Source organism: Rhodobacter sp. 4.3.4 (assembly GCF_058724655.1).
Window position 1 is genome coordinate 2,328,128 of the sequence record NZ_CM178967.1, and the last position, 21,737, is coordinate 2,349,864.

Annotated in this window: 20 protein-coding genes and 2 tRNA genes; 10 read left to right on the top strand and 12 right to left on the bottom strand. The window is 68.7% G+C overall.

Annotation, left to right across the window (positions count from 1 at the left end):
- Positions 1-3: 3 nt before the first annotated feature.
- Positions 4-129 (top strand): hypothetical protein, encoded by a 126-nt coding sequence (locus AC4PTB_RS11250; RefSeq protein WP_492190040.1) that lies wholly within the window; start codon positions 4-6, stop codon positions 127-129.
- Between the two features lie 2 nt (positions 130-131).
- Here the strand turns inward: AC4PTB_RS11250 and AC4PTB_RS11255 are convergent, their stop codons facing one another.
- Genes AC4PTB_RS11255 through phnG form a run of 3 tightly spaced genes read right to left on the bottom strand, consistent with a single transcriptional unit; the run spans position 132 to position 2,256 of the window.
- Positions 132-1,205, bottom strand: a complete 1,074-nt coding sequence (locus AC4PTB_RS11255) for a carbon-phosphorus lyase complex subunit (RefSeq protein ID WP_492190041.1) — start codon at positions 1,203-1,205, stop codon at positions 132-134.
- Positions 1,205-1,771 carry a phosphonate C-P lyase system protein PhnH gene (phnH, locus tag AC4PTB_RS11260; RefSeq protein WP_492190042.1) on the bottom strand — a complete coding sequence of 189 codons (567 nt, stop codon included), beginning with the start codon at positions 1,769-1,771 and terminating at the stop codon, positions 1,205-1,207. Before phnH ends, AC4PTB_RS11255 begins: the two co-directional genes overlap by 1 nt.
- A gap of 2 nt (positions 1,772-1,773) precedes the next feature.
- Positions 1,774-2,256, bottom strand: a complete 483-nt coding sequence (gene phnG, locus AC4PTB_RS11265; protein ID WP_492190043.1) for a phosphonate C-P lyase system protein PhnG — start codon at positions 2,254-2,256, stop codon at positions 1,774-1,776.
- A 77-nt stretch (positions 2,257-2,333) separates the two neighbouring features.
- On the opposite strand from phnG, the gene phnF reads away from it, so the two are divergent.
- Positions 2,334-3,068, top strand: a complete 735-nt coding sequence (phnF, locus tag AC4PTB_RS11270; protein ID WP_492190044.1) for a phosphonate metabolism transcriptional regulator PhnF — start codon at positions 2,334-2,336, stop codon at positions 3,066-3,068.
- Here the strand turns inward: phnF and AC4PTB_RS11275 are convergent.
- The 6 genes from AC4PTB_RS11275 to AC4PTB_RS11300 form a co-directional block, all read right to left on the bottom strand.
- A complete protein-coding gene (locus AC4PTB_RS11275; RefSeq protein WP_492190045.1) occupies positions 3,047-3,673 on the bottom strand; it encodes an LbetaH domain-containing protein in 627 nt (208 codons plus the stop codon). The two genes, phnF and AC4PTB_RS11275, sit on opposite strands and share 22 nt — an antisense overlap.
- A 3-nt stretch (positions 3,674-3,676) precedes the next feature.
- Positions 3,677-5,011: a phosphonate ABC transporter, permease protein PhnE gene (phnE, locus tag AC4PTB_RS11280; RefSeq protein WP_492190046.1), complete on the bottom strand. Its 1,335-nt coding sequence runs from the start codon at positions 5,009-5,011 to the stop codon at positions 3,677-3,679.
- Positions 5,008-5,871, bottom strand: a complete 864-nt coding sequence (phnE, locus tag AC4PTB_RS11285; RefSeq protein WP_492190047.1) for a phosphonate ABC transporter, permease protein PhnE — start codon at positions 5,869-5,871, stop codon at positions 5,008-5,010. Before phnE (AC4PTB_RS11285) ends, phnE (AC4PTB_RS11280) begins: the two co-directional genes overlap by 4 nt.
- Before the next feature lie 77 nt (positions 5,872-5,948).
- Positions 5,949-6,872: a phosphonate ABC transporter substrate-binding protein gene (gene phnD, locus AC4PTB_RS11290; RefSeq protein ID WP_492190048.1), complete on the bottom strand. Its 924-nt coding sequence runs from the start codon at positions 6,870-6,872 to the stop codon at positions 5,949-5,951.
- A 43-nt stretch (positions 6,873-6,915) separates the two neighbouring features.
- Complete coding sequence (gene phnC / locus AC4PTB_RS11295; RefSeq protein WP_492190049.1) at positions 6,916-7,737, bottom strand: phosphonate ABC transporter ATP-binding protein; 822 nt, start codon at positions 7,735-7,737, stop codon at positions 6,916-6,918.
- A 170-nt stretch (positions 7,738-7,907) separates the two neighbouring features.
- The gene (locus AC4PTB_RS11300; protein WP_492190050.1) at positions 7,908-10,073 is read right to left on the bottom strand and encodes an esterase-like activity of phytase family protein; all 2,166 of its coding nucleotides are present in this window, start codon (positions 10,071-10,073) and stop codon (positions 7,908-7,910) included.
- A gap of 196 nt (positions 10,074-10,269) precedes the next feature.
- Between AC4PTB_RS11300 and AC4PTB_RS11305 the strand changes: the two genes are divergently transcribed.
- The 5 genes from AC4PTB_RS11305 to hisH all read left to right on the top strand — a co-directional run bounded on the left by AC4PTB_RS11305 (position 10,270) and on the right by hisH (position 14,362).
- A complete protein-coding gene (locus tag AC4PTB_RS11305) occupies positions 10,270-12,474 on the top strand; it encodes a methyl-accepting chemotaxis protein (RefSeq protein ID WP_492190051.1) in 2,205 nt (734 codons plus the stop codon).
- A 353-nt stretch (positions 12,475-12,827) separates the two neighbouring features.
- Positions 12,828-12,902, top strand: a tRNA-Gly gene (locus AC4PTB_RS11310).
- Positions 12,903-12,955: 53 nt separating this feature from the next.
- A tRNA-Gly gene (locus AC4PTB_RS11315) sits at positions 12,956-13,030 on the top strand.
- 103 nt (positions 13,031-13,133) lie between these two features.
- Entirely contained in the window at positions 13,134-13,721 is a 588-nt protein-coding gene (gene hisB, locus AC4PTB_RS11320) for an imidazoleglycerol-phosphate dehydratase HisB (protein ID WP_492190052.1), read from the top strand.
- Entirely contained in the window at positions 13,721-14,362 is a 642-nt protein-coding gene (hisH, locus tag AC4PTB_RS11325; protein WP_492190053.1) for an imidazole glycerol phosphate synthase subunit HisH, read from the top strand. The genes hisB and hisH overlap by 1 nt, the downstream gene beginning before the upstream one ends.
- Before the next feature lie 99 nt (positions 14,363-14,461).
- Here the strand turns inward: hisH and AC4PTB_RS11330 are convergent, their stop codons facing one another.
- Positions 14,462-14,671: a YgaP family membrane protein gene (locus tag AC4PTB_RS11330; protein WP_492190054.1), complete on the bottom strand. Its 210-nt coding sequence runs from the start codon at positions 14,669-14,671 to the stop codon at positions 14,462-14,464.
- Between the two features lie 130 nt (positions 14,672-14,801).
- Here AC4PTB_RS11330 and AC4PTB_RS11335 point away from each other — a divergent pair, with 130 nt between their 5' ends.
- Positions 14,802-17,219: a heavy metal translocating P-type ATPase gene (locus AC4PTB_RS11335; protein WP_492190055.1), complete on the top strand. Its 2,418-nt coding sequence runs from the start codon at positions 14,802-14,804 to the stop codon at positions 17,217-17,219.
- Positions 17,220-17,329: 110 nt separating this feature from the next.
- Positions 17,330-17,797, top strand: coding sequence for a transglycosylase SLT domain-containing protein (locus AC4PTB_RS11340; RefSeq protein WP_492190056.1), 468 nt, complete (start codon positions 17,330-17,332; stop codon positions 17,795-17,797).
- A 59-nt stretch (positions 17,798-17,856) separates the two neighbouring features.
- On the opposite strand, the gene AC4PTB_RS11345 is transcribed toward AC4PTB_RS11340, so the two are convergent.
- Positions 17,857-20,364, bottom strand: a complete 2,508-nt coding sequence (locus AC4PTB_RS11345) for an ABC transporter permease (protein WP_492190057.1) — start codon at positions 20,362-20,364, stop codon at positions 17,857-17,859.
- Positions 20,361-21,029 carry an ABC transporter ATP-binding protein gene (locus tag AC4PTB_RS11350; RefSeq protein WP_492190058.1) on the bottom strand — a complete coding sequence of 223 codons (669 nt, stop codon included), beginning with the start codon at positions 21,027-21,029 and terminating at the stop codon, positions 20,361-20,363. The genes AC4PTB_RS11345 and AC4PTB_RS11350 overlap by 4 nt, the downstream gene beginning before the upstream one ends.
- Here AC4PTB_RS11350 and AC4PTB_RS11355 point away from each other — a divergent pair.
- The gene (locus AC4PTB_RS11355; protein WP_492190059.1) at positions 21,019-21,726 is read left to right on the top strand and encodes an arylesterase; all 708 of its coding nucleotides are present in this window, start codon (positions 21,019-21,021) and stop codon (positions 21,724-21,726) included. The two genes, AC4PTB_RS11350 and AC4PTB_RS11355, sit on opposite strands and share 11 nt — an antisense overlap.
- The last annotated feature ends 11 nt before the right edge of the window (positions 21,727-21,737 follow it).

Sequence of the window (21,737 nt, forward strand, 5' to 3'; positions counted from 1 at the left end):
CGGATGTTGCACTGGATCTTTTTCGCGGTGGCGGGCGCGTTCCTCGTCGGATCGTTCCTGCGCACCAAGGCGGGCGGTGGCGATGCCCCCCGCGACGACAGAACCGCGCCGGGCAAAGAGGAAGACTGAGATCATTGCCCCGCTCCCCCGGCCTCGCGGCGCAACCGCCGGATCAGTTCCAGTTCGGACTGGAAATCGACGTAATGGGGCAGCTTGATATGCTCGAGGAACCCGGTCGCCTGGATGTTGTCGCAGTGGCTCAGCACGAATTCGGCATCCTGCGCCGGGGCGCCGGTGGCCTCCTCGCCCAGTTCCTCCCAGCGCAGGGCGCGGTCAACGAGGCTCATTGAAATCGCCTTGCGTTCGGACTGGCCAAAGACCAGCCCGTAGCCGCGGGTGAATTGCGGCGGCTCGGTCTTCGAGCCGGTGAACTGGTTCACCGTCTCGCATTCGGTCAGCTCGACCTCGCCGATCTCGATGGTGAAGCCGAGTTCGGGGATCTCCATTTCGACCGTGCAAAGGCCGATGCGCAATTCGCCGACAAAGGCATGGGTGCGCCCGTAGCCGCGCTGGGTGGAATAGGCGAGACCGAGCGTGAAACCCTCGTCCGCCCGCGCCAGCGCCTGCAGCCGCAGCGCCCGCGCGGCGGGCAGCTCCAGCGGCTCGCGGGTCAGATCGGGGGGCGTTTCAGCACCCGCGGTCACCGGCTCCATCAGCCCGTCACGATCCAGAAGCCCCAGCACATGCGGCGCGGGCGTCGCTTCGGCCGGGGCGCGGGCGGCGGGCGGCACCTCGCCCTCGGCCAAAAGCGCGAAATCCAGCAGCCGATGCGTGTAATCGAAGGTCGGCCCCAGCACCTGCCCGCCCGGCACATCCTTGAAGGTGGCGGAAATCCGGCGCGTGATCTGCATCGTCCCGGTGTCGACGGGCAGGCTTGCGCCAAAGCGCGGCAGCGTCGTGCGATAGGCGCGGATCAGGAACACCGCCTCGATCAGATCGCCGCGCGCCTGCTTGATCGCCAAGGCCGCCAGTTCGCGGTCATAAAGCGACCCCTCGGCCATCACCCGGTTCACCGCCAGCGTCATCTGTTCGGCGATCTGCGCCACCGAAAGCTCCGGCACGGCGGGATCGCCGCGGCGGTCCTCGGCCAGCCAGGCATGGGCGGCGTCAATCGCGCGCTCGCCCCCCTTGGTTGCCACATACATCAGAGCGTCTCCACAAAGGTTGAACGCGGCAGCGCCGAAAGGCTTTCCTCCGCGCAGAAATAGCAATCGAACCCAAGCGGATAGCGGGACCGATTGAGGACAAAGGGCTCGATCGCGGGCAGCCTTGCCGCGTGCTGCGTCGCAATCCCCGGACCGCGCAGGCGGGCATTGGGCGGCGTCAGCGCCGTCATTTCGACGATCAGCGTCACCGAGCGGTCGGGATAATCCGGCGTGCCAAGGCGAAAGCGATCAAGCGGCAGATCCGCCCAGGCACCCAGCGCGAAGACGGCCTCTTCGGGGGCCGAGATCGGCGCGGCAAGGTGAAAGGCGATCCAGTCGCGCAGTGCGGGCGTGTCAAGGCCGGGCGCCAGAAAGAGCGGCGTGGTGTCATCGGCCAGCGTCAGCAGAACCGCCCCGGCGGCGGGCGACAGCGGCGCGGGCGGGCGGGCGCCGGTGATCGGCTGCACCCGGCCCGGCCGCGCCATCGCCTGCAGGCAGGCGCGGAAGGCATGGGCCGCGTCTTGCGCGGGATCGGCGAAACCGCCGGAAAGGGCGTGCATGTCCATGATCAGTCCTCTCCCCGGACCAGCGTGAAAAATTCGACCCGGGTCGCGGCGGCCTTTTCGGCGCGCGCGCGGCGCCGGGCGGCTTCCTCGGCGCGCAGCGGCGCCAGAACCTCGGCCTCGATCCGGCCCGCCTGATCGCCCTGCAAAAGCGCATCCGCCACGGCGGCGCGGGTGGCGTGATCCTTGTCGCGGCCCTGCACGAAAGCCTGCCCCACCCGGCCATCGGCCAGCCGCAGCGTGCAGCGCGTCACCGTCATCTCGCCCAGATTGAACGGCGTCCCCCCCGCCCCCATCCGCCCGCGCAGCATCACCGCGCCCAGCTCGGGGCGGCGCAGCCAGTCGAACGGCGGCAGATCGGGCAGAAGTTCGGCCAGACGGGGGCCGGAGGCGCGGGCCAGCAGCCCCAGCGTCGCAGCCCGGGTTTCGGGGCCGGTTCCGGGGCCGGAACCGGGGCGGGTCGAGGTGTCGAAGGCGGAAGCAGACATCTTGCGGATTTGTCCAGTTATGTATACAACTAGACAACTATTGCGACACCGCCACCGATTCCGCCAGTGAAGTTTCGATGACAAAACGTGACCCCGTCTGGGCGGCGATTGCCGCGATCCTGCGCGCCGAGATCGTCTCGGGCGCCTGCCCCCCCGGGGCGAAGCTGCCGACCGAGGCGGCGCTTTCGGCACGCTTTGGCGTCAACCGCCACACCGTCCGCCATGCCCTGGCGGCGCTTGCCGCCGAGGGGCTGGTGGTGGCACGCCGCGGCGCGGGGGTCTTCGTGGCCCTGAGCCCGCGCGCCGATTACGCGCTGGGGCGGCGGGTGCGGTTTCAGGAAAACGTGCTGGCCTCGGGGCGCGCGCCCTCGCGCCGGGTGCTGCGGCTGGAAACCCGCCCGGCCGAACCCGCCGAGGCGGCGGCGCTGGGCGTTGACCGGGTGCATCTTTACGAGGGGCTGTCGCTGGCCGATGACGTGGTGCTGGCGCAGTTCCGATCCGTCTTTCCGGCCGAGCGTTTCCCCGATCTGCCCACGGCGCTGCGCCGGACCTGCTCGGTCACCACCGCGCTGGCCGAGATGGGGGTGAGCGATTACACCCGTGCTTCGACCCGGATCACCGCGAAGATCGCGCGCGGCCCCCGGGCGGGGCTGATGCAGCTGGCCGAGGGCGCGCCGCTTTTGCGTACCGAGGCGGTGAATGTCGATGCCGCGGGGGTGCCCATCGAATACGGGCTGACCTGGTTTGCGGGCGATCGCGTCGCGCTGACGGTCGCGCCCGAGGCAGGGGGTCAGCCGGGCAGGCCCTCGTAACGGTCCAGGAATTCTTCCGCCGGCAGGGTGCGGAAATCGGCAAGCCGCGCCCGCAGCGTCGCATGGTCCCAGTCCCACCAGGCCAGCGCCAGCAGCCGTTCGGCCACGGTCTCGGAAAACCGCATCCGCAAGGGCACGGCGGGGCAGCCCGCGACGATCATGAAGGCGGGCACGTCCTTCGTCACCACCGCGCCCGAGGCGACGATGGCGCCGATGCCCACCGTGACCTCGGGCTTGATGATGGCGCCATGCCCGATCCAGCAATCGGCGCCAAGCTGGGTCCGGCGCCCGGCCCGCTGCGCGAAAAAGGCCGCATCATCGCCCACATCGTCCCAGTAATAGCTTGAACGATAAAGGAAATGATGCTGCGCCGCATTGCGGAACGGATGATCGGTCGGACCGATCCTTGTCATCGCGGCGATATTGGCGAATTTCCCCACCGTGGTGTTGGCAATGTCGGAGAACCGGTCGCAATAGCTGTAATCGCCCATCTCGACGTTGATCAGCCGCGCGCCGCGGCCGACCTCGACCCAGCCGCCGAAGCTGGCATTGACGATCTCGCAATCGGGCGCGATCCGCGGTGTCACGGGATGCAGTTTCGGCATGATCTACCCCTTGATGAAACGGGCCCGCAGCCAGCCCGACAGGCTGTCCATCGCCATCACCATCACGATGATCAGGACGATGTAATAGCTGACCTCTTCCCAGTCCTTCTGGGTCTGGATCGCCTGGGTCAGCAACAGCCCGATACCGCCGCCGACCAGCGCGCCGATGACGGTGGCCGAGCGGGTGTTGCTTTCCAGATAGTAGAGCACCTGGCTCAGGATCACCGGCGCCACCTGCGGCACCACCCCGAACCGGGCTTGGGCGACCGCGGGCGCGCCTGTCGAGGCGATCCCCTCGCGCTGCTTTTCGTCAATGTTTTCTAGCGCTTCCGAGAAGGTCTTGCCAAAGGTGCCGGTGTCGGTCAGCAAAATCGCCAGCGCGCCGGTCAGCGGCCCCGGCCCGAAGGCGCGGCTCAGGATCACCGTCCAGATCAGCCCGTCGATGCCGCGCAACAGATCGAAGATCCGCCGCAGGCCAAGCCGGATCAGCCGCCCGGGGCTGAAATTCGACGCCGCCAGAAAGGCCAGCGGAAAGGCGATCAGCGCCGCCCCGAAAGTGCCAAGGAAAGCCATCAGCACCGTCTCGCCCAGCGCCCAGACGACATCGCCATGCCGCCACATCCGGTTTTGCCAGATGTCGGCGGCCATCGCCGCCAGATTGGAGCGGTCCGGCTCCAGCCGCGGCTGCCACAGCGCCAGAGCGGCCAGCTCGGCGGCGCTTTTGCCGTGGAACCGGCTTTGCAGATCGAAGAAGAACAGCTCCCATCCGGCCTCGTAGCGGAAGGTTTCCGTGCGCGCGGGCGTCATCGAGAACCGCCACCACGGGCCGCGGATATCGACCCGCGTCGCCGAGGCCGAAAGCCAGTCCGGGCGTGCCGCGCCCTCGGGCAGGGTGACCGCGATCTGCCGCCCCTCGCGGCTGACGCGGATCTGCCCGAAACCGGCGCGCTCGATCACCGCGCCCTGCGCGACATAGGTCACGCGCGAGCCATCGGGCAGCGCGATCTGCGGCTCGGCGCCGTCCTGCACCCAGTCGGGAAACTGTCCGGGGGCGTAGCGGCCCTTGGTCTCGCCCTCGATCGCGACATCCAGCCCGGGCTTGCGGCGATCCTGCGTGACATGGGTCTTGAAGCTCCAGAAATCGCCCAGCAGCACGGCGGCGTTTTCCGGCCGCATCCGCGCCGCGATCCCGGGCAGATCAAAGCTGAAGAAGATCGTCGTCAGATAGACGAGCAGCACGACAGGCGCGGCCAGCAGCAGGGCACGGCGGCGCGCAAGGCGCTGGCGAAGCCCGGTCCGGGCCAGCGCAAGCGTGGACGATGTGACGGCGGCGGTCATGCCGGTTGGCCTCCCTGCACCAGACGCGCGCGGGCGCGGTCGGAGAAATGATCGACAAGGACGATGGTCAGGAACAGAAGCGCGAAGATCGCCACCACCTGGTCGTAGCGCCCCTGCCCCCATTGCAGCGTCGTGCGCAGATCGTAGCCGATGCCCCCCGCGCCGACGAAACCGAGGATCGCCGAGGCGCGGATGTTGATTTCAAAACGCAACAACGCATAGGAGGACCAGTTCGGCGCCACCTGCGGCACGACGGCGAACCAGATCCGCGCCAGCCAGCCGGCCCCAACCGAGGCCAGCCCCTCGACCGGTTTCAGATCGGCGTTCTCGGCGACCTCGGAGAACAGCTTGCCCAGCGCCCCCGCGGTATGGATCGTGATGGCGATCATCGCGGGCACCGGGCCGCCGCCCAGAAGAAAGATCAGGACCAGCGCGATGACGATTTCGGGCATCGCCCGCATCACGTCCATCGACCGCCGGATCGGCACGACAAGCCAGGGCAGCGGCGCCAGCGCGCGGGCCGACAGCACCGCCAGCACCGCGGCAAGCAGCCCGCCCAAAAGCGTCGAGACCGCGGCGATGTTCAGCGTCTCGATCAGCGAGGGCAGATATTGCCGCAGATAGCCCGGCAGGTTGGCCCAGTCGCGCGCCGCCTCGGACAGAATTTCAATCGGAAAATCCGCGACATGCGCGATGCCGTCGAAAAAGCTTCCGGCATTGCGGGCATCGGCCGTGCGCCAGCCCGAGGCCATCAGCACAACAAACAGCACGCCGATCAGCGTGCCATAAAGCCGACGGCGGCGCACCAGCGCCAAATACGTCTCGGTGATGGGCGGGGCGGTCTTGGGTGGGGCAGCCATCATCTTGCGCCTTTCGTGACAAAAGGACGGGGGCCGAAGCCCCCGCCCGAGGGTGTTGAAACCTGTGGCTGCTGAAATCAGTTCCCCTGCGTCGCGCGCCGGGTCTCGACGATGATGTCGTAGAAATCGGCGGTGATCGGCGTGAAGCCCGCGGTGTCGCCCGCCGCGACGCCATAGGCGCAGTCCTTGTCGCGGGCGTGCAGGCCCTTGACCAGCTCGGTCATCTTCGCCTTCACCTCTTCGGGCAGGGCATGGCGCAGCACCACCGGACCCTCCGGGATCGGCTCGGATTTCCAGATCTCGACGATGTCGTTCATGTTCACCAGACCCGCATCGACCGCCTTGCGCAGCGCGCCCGAATTGTAGCCGTCTTCCCAGTTGCCCTGACCATCGGCCCAGGTCACGCCCGCGTCGACATCGCCATTCACCACCGCGACGATGGTCTGTTCATGGCCGCCGGTGAATTTCACCGTCTTGAAATAGCCCGAGGCGCCATCGGCCAGGTCTTCGCGCTTGATCTCGGGATGGGTCTTCGGGATCTCGACCGAGGGGATCAGATAGCCCGAGGTCGAGTTCGGATCGCCAAAGCCGAAGACCTTGCCCTTGGCGTCCTCAAGCTTGGTGATGCCGCTGTCTTTCCGCGCGATGCCGATCGAACGATAGGTGAAGGAGCCGTCCAGATTGGTCTTCACCAGCGCCACATCGACCGCCTTCGGGTCGGTCAGATAGACCTTGGCATAGGCCGAGGCGCCAAGCCAGGCCATGTCGATGGTGCCACCCAGAAGCCCCTGCACCACACCGTCATAATCGGCGGGGGCGAACAGCTTCACCGGCACGCCCAGGGTTTCCTCGGCATATTTGCGCAGGCATTCGTTCGAATTCAGCCGGTCTTGCGCGTTTTCACCGCCCAGAAGGCCGATGTTGAACTGGGTGATGCCCTCGGCATGGGCGGCAGAGGCAAGAATCGTCGTGGCAGCCAGAACGGCGGGAAGGATCTTCATGGTCGTCTCCGGTTGAACCCGGCCACCCCGGCCGGGAAAGGGGTCAGGCGCCCAGCATCACGCTGGCGTAACTGGCATCGGCGCGCACATCGGCGGGGATCGCAGTCGAGGTCGCGGCCTCGTTGAAACTGGCGTCGGCGCCATAGATCTCGCGCGCGATGCCGGTGGAAAGCTGGTCGGGGCGGCCGTCAAAGACGACGCGGCCGTCGCGCATGCCGATCACCCGGTCGCAATAGCGCCGCGCGGTATCAAGCGTGTGCAGGTTGGCAATCACCATCCGCCCGTCCTCGGTCTGGATGCGCTTGAGCGTGTCCATGACGATCTGCGCATTCATCGGGTCAAGGCTGGCGATCGGCTCGTCGGCAAGGATGATCGCCGGGTCCTGCATCAGCGCCCGGGCAATGGCGACGCGCTGCTGCTGACCGCCCGAAAGCGCCTCGGCGCGTTTCGCCGCCTGATCGGCGATGCCAAGCCGGTCAAGGATCGCCAGCGCCCGGGTGATATCGGCATCGGACCACAGATCGAAGATCGCCGCCAGCACCGGGCGACGGCCCAGCAGCCCATGCAGCACGTTCGAGGCGACATCGCGGCGCGGCACCAGGTTGAATTGCTGGAACACCATGGCGCAGCGGCTTTGCCAGGCGCGTTTCTCGGCCCCCCGCAGCGTCGCAACATTGCGGCCTTCAAACAGGATCTCGCCGGCGCTGACATCGGTGAGCCGGTTGATCATCCGCAACAGCGTCGATTTCCCCGCCCCCGAGCGGCCGATGACGCCGATGAAGCCCGGGCGATCAAAGCGCAGCGAGACATTGTCCACCGCACATCGGCCCGCGAAATCCCGCGTCAGGTGTCGCAATTCCAGCATCTGTTCCCCCGGTTTCAGCGTCGCGGCCCTTCTCGCCCGCTTGCGCAACAAAAAGATGGCAGTTCGTTAAAGCTTCGGTAACGAAGTTCGCCGGGGACCGGCCAAGGCAAACCCCCCGGGCCTTGCGGTCCGGGGGGCGGCTGTCGGATCTTCGAAAAGGCGGGGGGGGGTTATTCGACCTTGCCGATCGACCAGAACAGCGTCTCGCCCGAGCTGTCGTCCACGCCGTCATTGTCGGTGACGACGAAGCCCTCGCCCGCCGCGTCGATGGCGAAACCTTCCACCTTGTCGAGCACATAGCCCTTGCTGGCCGCCAGATCGGGCAAAAGGTCCCGCACCAGCGCCTTTTTCACCACCGGCAGCGGCCCGCCCAGATCGGCGGGGGTCAGATCGGCCAGCGCGACGCGGTAAAGCCGCTTCACCGCTGCCCTGTCGGCCAGCTGGTTGTCGCGCTCGATCAGATAGGCGAAATCGCCGTGCAGGGTGATTTCCGACAGCCCGACCCAGCCGCCCTCGGGCGCGGCATCGAGCGGATACTGCACCGCGCCCCATTTTTCGTCGTCCAGATCATAGGAGACCAGCTTCACCATCCCCTTCGGATCGTCCTTCCAGGGCCGCTGCACCGCAAGCCAGAGCCGGTCGCCCGCCAGCGCGATCCCTTCAAAGCCGAAACGGGTCTCCTGCACGGCAAGTTCCGGCGGCAGGCCGATCTGCTTGTCGATCGCCCCCGTCTCATCCACATGCACGATGCCATGCGGGATCATCTTGTCGGTGCGCCCCTCGGTCGCGAGCCAGAAGCCGCCCTTGCCATCGCTGGCCAACCCCTCGATATCCATCAGCTGCGCCGGATCGCCCCCCCGCGTCACCGTCAGCGCCGCGGTGATCCGCGCCGGTTTCTGCGTCGCGTCGAGGGTATAGATCGCCGGTGCCGCCGCGAGCACACTGTCCGAGGCGGCGAAAAGCTGCCCCGGTTGCGCCGGATCGGCGGTCAGCGCCGAAAGCGCCGCCCAGCCGATCAAGGGCTCGGTGCCCGCGCTGGTCAGCGTCGGATAGGCGGGCGGGGCGTCGGAAAGCGCATAAAGCATCACATGCGCCGGGGCGAGCCCGTCTTCGCGCAGATCGACCTCATTCGCCGTCGCCAGAAGCCCGCGGGCCGGGATCGCCACCAGACCTTCCGGGCTGATCCCCGAGGGCAGGATCTGCAAGAGTTTCGGCGCCGCGAGATCGGCCAGATCATAGACCGCCACCAGCGAGGCCCGTTCCGAAGCGACGAACAAAAGCTTGCGCCCGTCGAACTCCGCCACCTCGACCGATTCGATCTCGACGCCTTTCTTGTTGCGCTTGTCGGGGTAATGGCCCAGCGCCGCCATCTCGCGCTCAAGGCTGGCGCCCGCTTCAAAAACGACGCTGCCGTCCTTGTTCCAGATCGTGAAACCGCGGGAACCGCCCTTCCAGTCGCCCTCGTTCGCGGTGACGAAATGCTCGGTGTCGATCCATTTCACCCCGTCGGGTTCGCGCGCGACCCCCTCTTTCTTGCCGGTGAAATCGAGCTTGCCGTCCTTCTTCGTGTCGATCCCCGCCAGATCGACCGTGCCCGCGGAAAAATGCGTGGCGACCTTGCCATCGGCGCCGATCACCACGATTTCGTTGTTTTCCTGCAGCGTCACGACGATCTCGCCCGCCGCGTTGATCGCGACGAATTCCGGCTCGGGATCGTCGCCCGCCACCGCGGCCAGCCCGGTCAGCTCGATCTTTTGCAGCGCGCCGCAGTCCACCGCCCCCTTGGCCAGCGGCAGCTTGACCAGATAACCCGCGGGCATCTGCGGCAAATCGCCCTCGTTCACCTCCTCGTCGCGCTCGTTCTCGATTGCGACGGCCAGGAAACTGCCATCGGGGGCCTTGGCGACAGAATCGGGCTGCCCGCCCAGATCGCAGTCCGCCACGATCTTTTGCCTGCCCAGATCCACCGTCACCAGCTTCCCCGAGGGCTGGGCATAGCTTTCCGAGGTGTTCACCCCGGCAAAGGCGAGATCGCCCAGCACCACCGTCGTCGTCGGCTCGCCGCCCATCGCCACCGTGCCAAGCGGTTTCGGCGCGTGCGGATCGGCAATGTCGATCAGCCCCAGAACGCCCAGCGGGCTGTCGGAATAGATCAGCTTCTGCCCGTCTTCGGTCGCGGTGATGATCTCGGCCGAGGAGGGGTGGCCCGCCTCGGCGCCGGTGGCATTGAGCGGCGTCGCAAAAGCGGAAATGCGGTTGAAGCTTTGCTCGGCATGGGCGGGAAAGGCCGTGGCAAGCGCCAGCGCCGAGGTCAGGCAAAGGCTGCGAAAGGTCATGGGATCGTCCTGTCAGGTTGCGTCGCCGGACCATCCCTGCGGCGCATGACGGCGCTGTGACAAAGCGACGGCGGCCTGACGTTTGACGGTAGTGTGAAGTTTTTGTGACACCTTAAGGTTGTTCAGAATTGCTCAACCCCTTGGATCAAGACTTGCGCGCACAAGACGTTGGGCGCGCAGGCTGAACAGGTGTTTCATGGCGGATATTCGGGTTTATCTGGGCAGAATCGGGGTGCAGGTCGGGCTTTGCGCCGGCCTGTTCGCGCTTTTGCTGGCGGTGCTGGGCTGGACCGCGCAGCAGGGGCTGTCGGGGTTCGGGACGCAGACGCGTGAGATGGCCGAGGAACGGCTGCCCGATCTGCGGGCCTCCAGCACGCTCGTGGCGCAGATCGCGGCCTTGCCGCAGGGATTTGCCCAGCTGTTGCAGGCGCCCGACGCAGCGGCAGTCAGCGCCGCCAATGCCACGCTGGCGGCGCAGATCGGGCGCCTCGCCGCAACGCCCGAGGCTGCGGCGGTGCCCGGGCTTGGCGCCGATTTCACCCGGCTGCAGGCGCGTCTGACGGCGCTGACCGGCGCGCTGTCGGAGCGGATGGCGGCCGAGGCGGCGCTGGCGCAGGCGCTCAGGGACATCGATTCGGTGCTGGCGACGGTGGTGACGGGCTTCAACGCCTATGAGCCGAAGGACGTGATCCGGCTGCGCACGGAAATCATCCGCATTCTGACCGAGACCGATCCGGCGGCTTTCGGGCCGCGCGGGCGGAAATTCGCGGAGGCGGCGGAAAAGGTCGCGCGCTCGGTGCCCGAGGCCAAGGCCGCGGGGCGCGCAAGGCTGCTGGATCTGGCCAGCCCCGAGACCGGGCTTGTCGCGCTGCGCCGCGCGGTGCTGCGGACGGGCGCCGAGGCCTCGGACCGGGCCGGAGAGGCGCTGGCCGCGACCGAGCAGATCACCACCAGCGTCACCGCGGGCGGTTTGACGGTGCTTGAGTCGGTGGCGGCCGACATCGGACGGCTGGAGGACGACGCCGGGCGCACGATCCGCAGCTTCAGCCTGTTGCTGGCGCTGGCGGGGCTGGCGCTGGGCGGGGTCGTGCTGGCGCTGCAGGGGCTGATCGTGCGGCCGCTGCGCCGCCTGACCCTGCGCACCCGCGGTCTGGCCGCAGGCGATCTGCGCGTGCTCGACACGATGCGCCGCCGCGGTGGCGAGATCGGCGCGCTGCAGGAATCGCTGCTGATCTTTCGCGACATGCTGGAACAGAATGCGCGTCTGGCCGAGGCCGCGCAGCGGGCCGCCGCCGAGCGCGAGGCCGAGCATCGGGCGCTGCTTGCGCATGAACGCGCCGCCGAACGCGCCGAGGCCGAGCGCGCCGAGGAGCGCCGCGCCGCCGCCGCCGCCGCCGAGGCCGAGCGCCGGGCGCTTGAAGCGGCGGTGGAAGCGGAACGCGCCGCGCAGCTGGCCGAGCAGCAGCAGATCGTCGCCGCGCTGGAAACCGGGCTGCACCGGCTGGCCGCGGGCGATCTGACGGCGGTGATCGCGACCCCCTTCCCGCCGCAATACGAAAGCCTGCGCAGCAATTTCAACGCCGCGCTGGGCGAGCTTGCGGCGCTGGTGCGGACGATCCGGCACAGCACCGAGGGGATCCTGTCGACCTCGGCGGCGCTGGACCGCGGCGCGGACGAGATGTCGGCGCAGGCCGCCCGGGCCGCCGCCTCGCTGGAAGAGACCGCGGCGGCGATGACCGAGCTGGCGGGATCGTCGCGCACCGGGGCCGAGCGGGCGGCGGAAACCGCGCGCAGCGCCGAACGGATGCGCGCCGACATCCAGACCGCGCAGGCGACGGTGAACCGGGTGGTCGAGGCGATGGGACGGATCACCGCCTCTTCGGATGCGATCGCGCGGATCATCTCGGTGATCGACGACATTTCCTTCCAGACCAACCTGCTGGCGCTGAATGCGGGCGTCGAGGCGGCGCGGGCGGGCGAGGCCGGGCGAGGCTTTGCCGTCGTCGCCTCGGAGGTGCGCGATCTGGCGCAGCGCACCACCGCCGCCGCCGCCGAGATCGGCGGGCTGATCGGCGAGGCGCGCAGCAAGGTCGGCGAGGGCGAAACCCTGGTGAGCGAGGCCGACCGCGGCCTGGCCGCCGCCGTCGCGGTGATCGAGGCGATCGTCGGCCATGTGCAGGATCTGGCGCAGATCAGCCGCGAGCAATCGGCCAGCATCGGCGAGGTGACGGCGGCGACCGAGGTGCTGGATCTGGCGACGCAGAAAAGCGTCGAGGGGGTGGAGCGCACGGCGCATTCGGGCCGCGATCTCCTCGCCGCGGCGCAAAACCTGTCGCAGGCGATCGCGCGATTCGATCTGGGCGCCGGTGTCGGCACCGCGGCGCCTTCGCGCGCCGCCTGAACCGGCTGGCCACGCGACGCAGGCACCGCCTGCCGGCCGGGGCGACGCGGGGCCCCCTTCACGAAACTGGAAAGGGGGGCGCTGCCCCCTCTTTTCCTTCGGAAAATCCCACCCCCGGGATATTTGCCGCAAGGGGAAAGCAGCCCCCCGTTTCGTCTCACCTTGGCCGAAATATCCCGGGGGGAGTCCCGCCGGGATGGGGGGCAGCGCCCCCCGTCCCCGCCGAAGCGGTGGCGGTTTGGCGATGCCGCCGGGGCGCTTTCGGGTCTTGCGGCAGTTTTTCGTCCGAACGTGCATTTTCCTCTTGCAGGCCCCGGCGCGATTTCATAAATCCCCCCTCACCGAAAGGCAGCGCGGGCGTAGCTCAGGGGTAGAGCATAACCTTGCCAAGGTTAGGGTCGTGAGTTCGAATCTCATCGCCCGCTCCAATCGGAACCGGTCGCAAGACCACACCTCAGGCCGCAAGGCCATCGCCAAGGATGCGGGCGTAGCTCAGGGGTAGAGCATAACCTTGCCAAGGTTAGGGTCGTGAGTTCGAATCTCATCGCCCGCTCCAGACGAAAAACCCTCCCCTCGGGGAGGGTTTCGTCTTTTCGGCTTCCGGCTTAACATCCGCCCCTGCCCGCCCTATAAGGCCCTGAAACCAAGAGGAGCAGCCGATGCGGACAGCCACGATCCATCGCAAGACCGCCGAGACCGAGATCTCGGTGACGGTGAACCTTGACGGCACCGGGGTGTACCGGAATGCCACCGGCGTCGGCTTTTTCGATCACATGCTGGATCAGCTCTCGCGCCATGCGCTGATCGATCTCGACATCACCGCCACGGGCGATCTGCATATCGACGATCACCACACCGTCGAGGATACCGGCATCGCGCTCGGCCAGGCGCTGAGCGCGGCCTTGGGCGACAAGCGCGGCATCCGCCGCTACGGGCATTTCGTTCTGGCGATGGATGATGCGCAGGTCGCTTGCGCGCTCGATCTGTCGGCGCGGCCGTTTCTGGTCTGGAATGTCGATTTCCCGACGCAGAAGATCGGCACTTTCGACACCGAACTCGTGCGCGAATTCTTTCAGGCGCTCGCCACCCATGGCGGGATCACCCTGCATGTCGACCGCGTGCATGGGGTGAACAGCCACCACATCGCCGAGGCCGCCTTCAAGGCGGTCGCCCGCGCGCTGCGCAGCGCGGTCGAGCCCGATGCGCGGATGGGCACCGCCCTGCCCTCGACGAAAGGGGCGCTCTGATGAGCCTGACGGTTCTGGTCGATTACGACAGCGGCAACCTGCATTCGGCGCAAAAGGCCTTCGAGCGGATGGCGCGCGAGGCCGGGCATGGCACGGTCGTCGTCACCTCCGAGCCTGATGTGGTGGCGCGCGCCGACCGGATCGTGCTGCCGGGCGACGGGGCCTTTCCCGCCTGCCGGGCGGCGCTTGTGCGCCACAGCGGGCTGTTCGAGGCGGTGGGCGAGGCCGTCACCCGCCGCGCCGTGCCCTTCATGGGGATCTGCATCGGCATGCAGATGCTGGCGACGCGCGGGCTGGAATTCGAGCCCACCCCGGGCTTTGACTGGATCGGCGGCGAGGTGGTGCGGATCGCCCCCGCGGATGCCCGGCTCAAGGTGCCGCATATGGGCTGGAACGATCTGGTTCTGGATCACGCCCATCCGGTGCTGGAGGGGATCACCACCGGCGATCATGCCTATTTCGTGCATTCCTATCATTTCGTCGTGGCGGACCCCGTGCATCGGCTGGCGCATGCCGATTATGCGGGCGCGATCACCGCGATCGTCGGGCGCGATAACATTGTGGGCACGCAGTTCCACCCGGAAAAATCGCAGCGCACCGGGCTGCGGATCATCGCGAATTTCCTTGGCTGGAAGCCGTGAGAGATTTCGCCTCGGGCTTTCGCCCGAGGCGACCCGGGCGGGGGCTCCGCCCCCGCACCCCCGGGATATTTGAGGCAAGATGAAAGCAGGCCCCGAGGCTTACTTTGCCTCGAAGGCGCAGCCGGTCTGGAAGCCGAGTTTGCCCAGAACGATGGCGGCCGGGCAGAAGCCGGTGAAGGCCGACTGGATCAGGTTCAAACCGATGAAGACGGTGAACCACAGGAAATACGCCGACACGGTCCAGGTCAGCACGACGCTGAGCAGAACCATGATCCCGGCAAAGACAAGAACAGCGCGGTCAAGGGTCATCGGAAGCCTCCGGTTGCGGATGTCATTGCCCCTCAGATAGCATCATCGCCAGACAAATTCAAGTTCTCGAATATTTGCGCGCTTGACCTTGCCGCCGCGCAGCGCAACTGAAAGGCAAAGGGAGAGCGCCATGGCCAGCACCAGTTTCATCGTCGAGGGGATGCATTGCGGCGCCTGCACCGGGCGGGTGGAGCGGGCGTTGCAGGCGGAAGCGGGGGTGACGCTGGCGGCGGCCAATCTGATGGCGCGCTCGGTCCGGGTCGAGTTCGAGGCGCCCGCGCGGGCGGAGGCTTTGGCCGGGGCGCTGGCGCGGGCGGGCTATCCGGTTGCCGAGGCCGAGACCTGTCTGGACTTCGGGGCGGAGGATCCGGGGCGGGTTGCGGCGGCGCTGCAAGCGGCGTCCGGGGTGCTCTCGGTCGCGGTGGCGCCGGATGGCACCGCCCGCGTGCGCTATGCGCAGGGCACGGTGGCGCCCTCGGAGCTGCTGCGGCGGCTGGAGGACATCGACGTGCAGGCCCGGGTGATCAGCGCGCCCCCCGCCCCGGCCCCGGTGGCCGAACGGCAGGCAGCGGAAGCGGCGCGGCTGAAGCATCAATTCCTGCTGTCGGCGCTGCTCACCGCGCCGGTCTTCTTCCTGGCGATGGGGCCGCATCTTTACCCGCCGCTGCATCACATGCTGGCCCGCGCGATCGGCGAGGACGGGATGCAGAACGTGCAATTCCTTTTCACCACCCTGGTTCTGGCCTTCCCGGGCCGGGTCTTCCTGCGCCTGGGCCTGCCGGCGCTTTTCCGCCTTGCGCCCGAGATGAACTCGCTTGTGGCGCTTGGGGCGCTTGCCGCGTGGGGGTATTCGGCGCTGGTCGTGCTGGTGCCGCAGATCCTGCCGCCCGGCACCTTTGACGTTTATTTCGAGGCGGCGGCGGTGATCGTGACGCTGATCCTGCTTGGCCGCTGGCTGGAAGCCCGCGCCAAGGGGCGGGCGGGCGCGGCGATCTCGCGGCTGGTCGCGCTGCGCCCGGCCACGGCGCGGGTGCAGCGCCCGGGCGGCACGGTCGAGCTGCCGGTCGAGGAACTCGCCCCCGGCGATCTGGTCGAACTGGCGCCGGGAGAGCGGGTGGCGGTGGATGGGATCGTCACCGAAGGCCATGGTTTCCTTGACGAAAGCATGCTCACGGGCGAGCCCGTCCCGGTCGGGAAAGCCCCGGGCCAGCCAGTCACCGGGGGCACGGTGAACGGCACTTCGGCGCTGGTCTTCCGCGTCACCGCGACCGGGGCGGATACGGTGCTCTCGCGGATCATCGCACTGGTGGAGGCGGCGCAGGGGCAGAAACTGCCGGTGCAGGCGCTGGTCGACCGCGTCACCCGGGTTTTCGTGCCGGTGGTGATGGCGCTGTCGACGCTGACCTTCGCGGTCTGGGTCGCGCTGGGGCAAGGGCTGGCGCCCGCGCTCGTCGCGGCGATTTCGGTGATGATCATCGCCTGCCCCTGCGCGATGGGGCTGGCCACGCCGGTTTCGATCCTTGTGGGCACCGGGCGGGGGGCCGAACTGGGCCTTTTGTTCCGGCGCGGCGATGCGCTGCAACGGCTGGCCGAGGTGCGCACGCTTGCCTTTGACAAAACCGGCACCCTGACCGAGGGGCGCCCGACGCTGACCGATGTTTTCGTGCTTCCGGGCCTGAGCGAAGCCGACCTGCTGCGCCTGGCCGCCGGGGCCGAGGCACGCTCCGAACACCCCCTCGCGCAGGCCGTCGTGCAGGCTGCCGAGGCCCGCGGGATCATGCCCGCCCGCGCCCGCAAGGTGGTGGCAACGCCCGGCCGCGGTCTTTCGGCCGAGGTCGAGGGACGTCCGATCCTGTTGGGCAATGCCGCCGCGCTGCGCGAGGCCGGGATCGACCCCGCCCCGCTGCTGGCCACGGCCGAAGTCTTTGCGCAGGATGGCAAAACCCCGGTTCTGGTGGCGCTGGATGGTGCTCCGCTTGCCGTGCTCGCGCTCGCCGATCCGCCGAAAGCCCACGCCGCCGCGGCCGTTGCGGCGCTGGCGCGCGAGGGGATCGCGGTGGCGATGATCTCGGGCGATGTCGCGGCCACGGCCGAGGCGGTCGGGCGGCAGCTGGGCATTTCGCGCGTCATCGCGGGGGTCCTGCCCGCGGGCAAGGTCGCGGCGCTGGAGGAGATGAAACGCGCGGGTGCCGTGGCCTTCGTGGGCGATGGCATCAACGACGCCCCTGCCCTTGCGGCGGCCGATGTGGGGCTGGCGCTCGGCTCGGGCACCGATGTCGCGATCGAGGCGGCCGAGGTGGTGATCGTCGGCGCCGATCCGCGCGGAGCGGCCCGTGCGGTCGCGCTCTCCAAAGCCGTGATGCGCAACATCCGGCAAAACCTGTTCTGGGCTTTCGCCTATAACGCCGCGCTGATCCCGGTCGCCATGGGCGTGCTGGTGCCCTTTGGCGGACCCGGCCTGTCGCCGATGCTGGCCGCCGCGGCGATGTCGCTGTCCTCGGTTTTCGTCGTCAGCAACGCCCTCAGATTGCGCCGCGCCGCCGCCTGAGCATCGGCAAAACGCCGCCCATTGTCGCCCGGGCGTGGAAAATTCCTTTGCCGCGGGGATCACGGCTCGGTATCAGGGCTGAAACGAACCCGTGAGCGACTGGAGGCCACATGCTGTCCCGCCGATCCCTGCTGCTGAGCTTTGGTGCCGCCCTGGCGCTTTCGGCTTGCGGCACGGGCCGTCAATCGTCGAAAAACCCGCCCGATGGCCTGCTGAAACCCGGCGAAAGCCCGGCGATGCGCGCCAAGATCAACCGCTGGGCCGATCATTACGGCGTGCCGCGCAGTCTGGTGCACCGGATCGTGCAGCGCGAAAGCAGCTACAATCCGGGCGCCCGCAACGGCCCCTATTACGGGCTGATGCAGATTCATCCGCGCACCGCCGGGCTGATGGGCTTCGAGGGCAGCGGCGCCGATCTGCTCGATGCGGATACGAACCTGAAATACGGGGTGAAATACCTGCGCGGCGCCTGGATGTGCGCCGATGGCAGCGAAAGCCGCGCCATAAGCTGGTATTCCAAGGGCTATTACTACGAAGCCAAGCGCCGCGGCATTCTGGACGAGGTCGGGCTCGCCTGAGCCGTCCCGCCACCGCAGATCAAACGCCCCGCCGGACCCTGTCCCGCGGGGCTTTTCACTCAGTCCTGCGCCCGCAACACCTGCGCCGGCCGCACCGAGAGCGGACGCGCCGCAAACAGCGTGCCCGCCGCCAGCACCGCCGCCATGCCGCCCGCGACGATCGCCCCGGCTGACAGCGGATCGAAGCGGAAGGGCGCCTCCATCACGAAGGTCAGCACCGCCCAACCGGCCAGCGCCCCCACCGCCACCGCAATCGCCCCCGAGGCCGCGCCAAGGATCAGCGCCCGCAGGGTAAAGGACCGCAGGATCAGCCCGCGCGTCGCCCCAAGCGTCTTGAGCAGCGCCGCTTCCCGCGCCCGGGCCTCCTCGCCCGCCGCCGCCGCGCCCAGAAGCACGGTGAAGCCGGTCAAAAGCGTGACCGAGGCCGCCAGCGCCACCGCCTGCGCAATCGCGGAAAGCGCGTCACTGACCCGCGCCATCGCCTCGCGCACGGGGATGGCGGTCACGGTCGGAAAGTCTTTCGACAGCGCGCGCAGGATCGGCGCTTCATCCGTGGGCGGCGCGTAGATCGTCGCCAGCTCGGTATGCGGCGCCCCCGCCAGCGCATTGGGCGAAAAGGTCAGCACGAAGCCGATCCCCATGGTGGAAAAATCGACATCGCGGAACGAGGCGATTTCGGCCTCGATATCCCGCCCCAGAATGTTCACCGTCAGCCGGTCGCCCAGGTTCAGCCCCAGTTCCGCGGCCTCCTTGGCCGAGACCGAGACCAAGGGCGGCCCCGCATAATCCTTGGGCCACCATTGCCCCGCGGTCAGCTTTTCGCGCGGGGTTTCGGCAAAGGTCACGCCGCGATCGCCGCGCAAGACCCAATGCTCGCCCGCGACCTTGCGCGCATCTTGGCCGTTGATCTTCGTCAGGATGCCGCGCAGCATCGGCACGGTATCGACACGCGAGACACCGGCGAAATCCTGCATCCTTTCCACCAGCGCCGGGCGCTCGGGCGGGGGAATGTCCATCAGGAAGAAGGCAGGGGCGAGTTTCGGCAGGTCTTTCGCGATGGCGCCGCGCAGCCCGCTTTCGACCTGCCCCACAGCGGCCAGCACCGAAAGCCCAAGGCCCAGCGCCAGAATGACCGCCGTCGCCTCGGATCGCGGCGCACCGATCGCGGCGAGCGCCGCATGCAGCGCCGGAAACCGCGCCACGCGCGGCCCAAGGCGTCGGGCCAGATGGCGGATGCCCGCTGCGGCCAGCGCCAGCAGCCCCAGCGCCGCGGCAACGCCGCCCAAAGTGCCCAGCGTCAGCGCGGGCAGGCCAGAAAACGCCACCGCCGCGCCCAGAAGCATCGCCGTCAGCGCGCCGATCAGCGCCAGCATCCCCGGTCCGGGCAGGCCGCGCCGGGCCGTCTGCGCAGCGCGGTAGAGCGTGGCGGCGCGCAGCTCGGACAGCTGCGCCAGCGGCCAAAGCGCAAAGATCGCCGCCGTCAGCGTGCCGTAAAGCGCCGCCTCGAGCAGCGGGCGGGCGGCAAGCGTCACCGTGACCGGCACCGGCATCGCGGCGGCGATCGGGCCCTGCGCCGCCAGCACCAGCGCCGCGGCCAGCGCAAGCCCCGCCAGCACGCCAAGCACCGTCAGCACGGCCAGCTGGATCAGGAACGCGCCCCGGATCGTCGCCCCCGAGGCGCCCAGCGCCCGCAGCGTGGCAATCGTCGCCGCCTTGCGCGCGATCCAGGCCTGCACCGTGGCAAAGATGCCGACGCCCCCCACCGCCAGCCCGGCCAGCCCCACCAGCACCAGAAACGACCCCAGCCGGTCGGTGAACCGCTCGACCGCGGGGGCGGCGCGGCGTTCATCGCTCCAGCGCATCCCGGCGCCCTCGAAGCGCTTTTGCGCCGCGGATTTGAGCGCGGGCAGGCTTTGCCCCTCGGGCAGGGTCAGGCGGTATTGGGTTTCGTAAAGCGAGCCGGGGGCCAGAAGCGGCGTGCGTTCGAGCGCCGAAAGCGCCACCACCGAGCGCGCGCCAAAGGCCATGCCCGCGCCGCCCGCATCGGGTTCGCGCAAGAGCCGCGCCATGAAAACGAAGTCCTGCCCGCCAAGCCGGAAGCGATCCCCGGGCTTCAGCGCCAGCCGGTCAGCCAGCACCGGATCGAGGAAGGCACCGGGCAGACCGCCCTGCCCCGCCAGCGCAGCCACGCCCACCGGCGGGTCCAGCGCCACCTGCCCGAGAAGCGGCCAGTTTTCATCGACGCCCTTGAGCTGGGTCAGCGCGGTTTCCGCACCGTCGCCCGTGCTGGCCATCGAGCGCAGGTCGACCACCTCCGAGACCCGCTCGCCCTGCGCCATGATCCAGTCGCGCTCAGGCACAGTCGCGCGGCGATAGGTGAATTCCAGCTGCGCCTGCCCGCCCAGCAGCACCGCGCCCTGATCGGACAGCCCGGCCCGGATCGCCTCGCGCACAAGGCCCACCGCAGCAATCGCCGCCACGCCCAGCATCAGGCACAGAAGAAAGATCCGGAACCCCCTGATTCCGCTGCGCAATTCCGCGCGCGCGATGGAAAGCGCCAGCCTCATGCCAGCCGCCCGTCGGCCAGACGCACCAGACGGCTGCAGCGCGCCGCCAGATCCGGCGCATGGGTCACCAGCACCAGCGTCGCCCCGGTTTCCGCCTGCAGGGTGAAGAGAAGCTCGATGATCGCGGCACCATTGGCCGCATCGAGATTGCCGGTGGGCTCATCGGCCAGCAGGATCGCCGGGCGCGGCGCGACGGCGCGGGCCAGCGCCACGCGCTGCTGCTCGCCGCCCGACATTTCCGATGGATAATGGCTGCGCCGATGACCGAGCCCGACCCGGGCCAGTTCCGCCTCGGCGCGGGGCAGCGCATCCCTGGCCCCGGCGATCTGCAAGGGCAGCGCGACGTTTTCCAGCGCCGTCATCGTGGGGACAAGGTGGAAAGACTGGAACACGATCCCCATATTGCCGCGGCGAAAGCGGGCCAGATCATCCTCGCCCAGAGCGGTCAGATCGCGGCCCAGCGCCAGAACCTGCCCGGAGCTGGCGCGTTCCAGCCCGCCCATCAGCATCAGGAGCGACGACTTGCCTGACCCCGACGGCCCCACCAGCCCCACGCTTTCGCCGCGCAGGATATCAAGCGTGATGGCATGCAGGATCTCGACGGGACCGGCATTTCCGGCCAAGGTCAGTCGCGCGTCGGCAAGGGAGAGAACGATGTCGGTCATCTGGGCCTGTCTGCAAAGGGGATCAACCGGATATGGGGTGCGGCGGCGGCTGGGCAAGGCGGCGCTTGCGGGGATTTTCGCGCTTGGCATCGGCGGAACGGCCGCGGCCGGGCCGGTGACGCTTCTGGCGGTGGGTGACAGCCTGACCCAGGGTTACGGGCTGGACCCGGATCAGGGGCTGGTGCCGCAGCTGCAGGGCTGGTTGCGGGCACGGGGCGCCGAGGTGACGGTGATCAATGCGGGGGTGTCGGGGGATACGACATCGGGCGGGCGGGCGCGGCTGGGCTGGTCGCTGACGCCCGAGGTCGATGTGGTGATGATCGCGCTTGGCGGCAATGACATGCTGCGCGGTCAGCCGCCCGCACAGGCGCGGGACAATCTGGACGCGATGCTCTCCGAGGTGACGGCGCGGGGGCTGCCGGTGGCGCTGGTCGGGCTGAAGGCGCCCGGCAATTACGGCCCGGACTGGCAGGCCGGTTACGATGCGATCTGGCCCGAGCTGGGGGCGAAATACGGCGCGGTGGTGGTGCCCGATCTGCTGGCGCCGATCGCCGCAAAGACGCCCGAGGCGCGCGCGACGGAGGGGCTGATGCAGGGCGACAACATCCACCCCTCAGCCAAAGGCGTGACGCTGATTGTCGACGCCTTGGGGCCGAAGGTGCTGGAGGTGCTGGGCCGGGTGCCCCCTGCGCCCTGAAACATCTGGGG